General features: G+C 70.9%; 2 pseudogenes. Both read left to right on the top strand.

Annotated elements, in window-relative coordinates:
• Nucleotides 1–13: 13 nt before the first annotated feature.
• Nucleotides 14–256 (top strand): annotated as a pseudogene (locus E1182_RS33130) (transposase family protein); the annotation flags it as partial.
• Between the two features lie 249 nt (nucleotides 257–505).
• A pseudogene (locus E1182_RS32635) lies at nucleotides 506–780 on the top strand (transposase); the annotation flags it as partial.

The raw sequence follows: 780 nt of genomic DNA, 5'->3' as shown, positions 1-780 counted from the left end.
CCTGGGCCTGCTGTTGACCGAACTCCAACCCGCCTGGGCCGCGGCCCGCGAGGACCGGCTGCGCACCCGCCGCACCCGCGAACGTGTCCGCAAGCCAGGAGCCGGCCGCCGACCCCGGCTGACGTTTACCGACCGGGTCGTGATCACCCTGGTCCACCTACGCCTGGCGATACCGCACGCCGCTCTCGCCGTCGCGTACCAGGTCGACCGGTCCACTGTCACCCGCGCCGTCACCCAGGTCCGCCCGCTGCTCGCTCGCCGTGGTTGCGCCACCGGTGCCGGGTGCGGCTGCACACCCTGGCCGACGTGTTCGCCTACGCCGCCGCCGAAGGCGTCACCCTGCGCATCGACGCCACCGAGATCCGCGTGCGCCGACCGCGGCAAGGACGCCCGGGCCGTAAGGCGTTCGTGTCCGGCAAGGCGAAACAGAACACCATCAAGACCACCGTCGCCGCCGACCGCCACGGGGGCGACCCTGTGGTGCGGTGCCACCCGTCCCGGGCGCATGCACGACGTCACCGCCGCGCGCATCGAAGGCGTCGACGCGCTGCTCGACGCCTACCCGAACGTGAGACTGCTGGTCGATGCCGGCTATCAAGGACTGGCTCGAGACCACCGTGAGCAGGTCTGCGCGCCGCCGTTGAAGCGGCGACCCTCAGCACCGCCCGAACAACACAGCGCGTGGGAACAGGACCGTAAACGCCAGTCCTCGCAACGGATCGCGGTCGAGCACACCATCGCAGAGCTGAAATGGTGGCGCGTCCTGCAACGCTTCACCGG

The sequence above is a fragment of the Micromonospora sp. KC721 genome, assembly GCF_004348355.1.
In the GTDB taxonomy this organism is placed as follows: Bacteria; Actinomycetota; Actinomycetes; order Mycobacteriales; family Micromonosporaceae; genus Micromonospora.
The sequence above is the reverse complement of the archived record's forward strand: the minus strand, read 5'-3'. Positions and strand labels throughout refer to the sequence as shown.